General features: G+C 51.8%; 1 protein-coding gene. It reads left to right on the top strand.

Annotated elements, in window-relative coordinates; translation table 11 throughout:
• The first annotated feature begins 116 nt into the window (after nucleotides 1–116).
• Nucleotides 117–2819, top strand: a complete 2703-nt coding sequence (locus Q9J80_RS10770; protein WP_304672874.1) for an autotransporter outer membrane beta-barrel domain-containing protein — start codon at nucleotides 117–119, stop codon at nucleotides 2817–2819.
• Nucleotides 2820–2849 lie beyond the last annotated feature (30 nt).

Here is a 2849-nt window from a genome sequence, read left to right as displayed (position 1 = left end):
AAAAATAAAAAAAATTTTTTTTTTTTTTTTTTTTTTTTTTTTTTTTTTTTTTTTTTTGATTAGATTACCCGATTGGTATAAAATTAAGGATAATATGCAAGAAGTGTGGAAAACTTATGAAAGATGAAACAATCGCCCGTTGCCTCCTTTCTTCCTGCCTGCTGGCTGCGGGTATGGAAAAAAGCATTGCCGCCACTAATAACGGCATTATTGTAAACGCCAATTATACGGCGGCAGTAGCGGCGAACCGAAATCAGAACAACGAACATACTTTAGATTATTCGGGCGAAACTGCTGTCAAGCCGATTAATTCCTTGGTGATTGCCGCCAATGGCAAAGGCGCGAAAAATATCATTACCGTCAAGGGCAACCCTTCTCTCGGTGAAAAAGACTTGACAGATGTAAGTGGTGAAGCGTTGTTGAAAGATGCAAGGGGCGAAGTGTTGAAAGAGCCCGCGCATTGGACCATCGAAAAGGCAAGACCTATAGGGGCGGTGAGCAGCGGTAGATACACGCTTCCGTCAACTGTTGAAAATGCCGGGATTTTGTTTGCAGACAAAAGCTATGAGGCAAAGGGCAACAATATTACCTTGGAAAACGTATCCGTCAAAATTAGCTCTTCAAAGAATGCCATTTTCGCAAACGACACTTTGACAGCCTCCGGCATCGGTATGTCGGACACAACCCTGACCTTTAAGGGAAACAACTATCTTTATACAGACGGCACCAAAACAGGCAGCAGCGACGCACTGAACGGCATACAGTTATTCAAGAATAATCAAACCAAATATTCCACAGAAACCAAAAACCATACCAAAATCGAGTCGGAAGCAGGTTCCAATCTGAACATATACGTCAAATCGGGGCGTACGCGCGGGCGCGGCATCTCGATAACGCAATATAAGGGTGTAACCATCAGCACGTCGGGGTCGAGAAAAACGGTCGTCAACCAGACCGAAATGGATTTTCACGGCGGGGTCAGCATCAAGGTGGATCGCGGCGATGAGAAGAATGCCGAAAACTACGGTGTTTATGTGGGAAACCTGCCGAAAAAAAGCGGCAACAGCGAGGATGTGCCGGAAGATTCGTACAACCGCGCCACCTTCCATAGCGATGTCAAAATCGACGTGCAGCCGGTGCTTGAAGAAAGTGGGAAACAAAAATCCATCGGCGACGCTTTGAATGTGGACGGTAAAAACAGCAGCGTGGACATCAAGGGCGACGGAACGGTGCAAATCGACGGCGACATCCACGTCCTCAACGGCGGCGTGATAGATTTAAACCTGAAAAACAAAAATTCTTATCTCAACGGGGAAGCCCATATCGGCAAACGACAATATACCGGCGATCCCGACGACCCCGATAATCCGCCAAGCGGACAACCCCTGTTTGAGGAAAACCGTAAAGACAGCGTGTCATCCATCAATATGACGATGAAGGACGGCGCGCGCTGGAATGTGCAGAATACTTCAAAAATCAACGGATTGGACATCAGCAACGGCGCGGAAGTGAGCTTTTCGGACGGCGGCAGGAATGTAAACGTCTCCGTATCCAGCCTGAAGGGAAACGGCGGCGTGTTCAAGATGCAGGGCAACATCGTGAGCGGCAAGTCGGACAAGCTGATTACGCGCGAAGGCAGCGAAGGCGTACACATCATCGAATATGAAGACAATGCCAAGGCACCAACGACGGGCAGGGAATTTTTAAAGCTGGTCGAAAATCAGGGGTCGGCAGGCGGCGGTGCATCCTATAAGCTGCACGTCCGCTGTACGGAACACGGGGCGTGGTGCTTCAAGTTGGGCGAGTCGGAAAACTCCAAATATGTCGAAATTACCCCCGACGGCAAGCGGGATTTCTACCTCTACCCGGCCACATTGTCGACGGGCGCATCGAGCAGCGTCCTTTTCGGCGAGGCGTTATATCAGTTGAACGCGGTTTCCGATGAAACGCTGGTGCAGCGTATGGGCGAAATCCACGCCGACGGAACGCCGCAGGAAGACAACAACGTTTGGATCAAACGCGTCGGCGGAAAATTCGCCGGCAGCCGCAGCGATTACCGCGTGGGCGGCTACAGCAACCGCTATTGGGGCTTTGCCGGCGGCTTCAACCGGACGGGGTTCGGCGACAAATGGATTCATTACAAAGGGCTGATGCTCCGCCACCTCCAATCGTCCTACACCCCCGAAGACTACGCCGGCATCGGCAAAATCTACGGCAGGACGGCAGGCGTTTATTCCACCTGGCTCAACCGGGAAAGCAGGGCCTATTACGATTTGGTCGCCAACATCGCCCGATATAAGGGCAGCTACGGGCTGACCAATTACTCCGGCAAACGGGTCGAATCGGACGAGGCGCGCCTGAATGCCTATATGCTTTCCGCCGAAACCGGCAGGCGGATGGAAAAACAGGACGGCGGCAAAACCTATTGGTGGCAGCCGGAAGCGCAGTTGTCCTACTGGTTTACGCGCGGCTACGGCTTTTCGCTGTCAAACGGGCTGTCTGCCGAAACGGACAACTTCCGCAGCCTGCTGGGGCGGTTCGGCTTTCGGGCGGGCGTGGACGGTTTGGACGGCGGCAGGTTGAATATCTACGGCAAGCTGATGTACAAACGCGAATTTATCGGCACGATCCGCCACAGGTTCAACGGCTCTGCCGTGGAGGAATTCAAACACCGTGGCGGCTGGTTGGAATACGGCTTGGGCGTGGTGCGCCGCAATGCCGAAAACGGACGGCAGCTTTATTTTGAGGCGCAAAGGTCTTCGATGCACACGATGCGCCAGAATTGGCAGGTCAATATGGGCGTGCGCAGTATGTTCTGATGCGCGGATGCGCCTGAAAACAATCCGGAA

The organism is Neisseria blantyrii (assembly GCF_962747855.1).
Taxonomy (GTDB): domain Bacteria; phylum Pseudomonadota; class Gammaproteobacteria; order Burkholderiales; family Neisseriaceae; genus Neisseria; species Neisseria viridiae.
This window is presented reverse-complemented; position numbering and strand designations above follow the sequence as displayed.

Excerpts from the sequence above, each read along its gene's own strand:
- Q9J80_RS10770 (WP_304672874.1), top strand. The coding sequence starts at position 117 with ATGAAAGATGAAACAATCGCCCGTTGCCTCCTTTCTTCCTGCCTGCTG.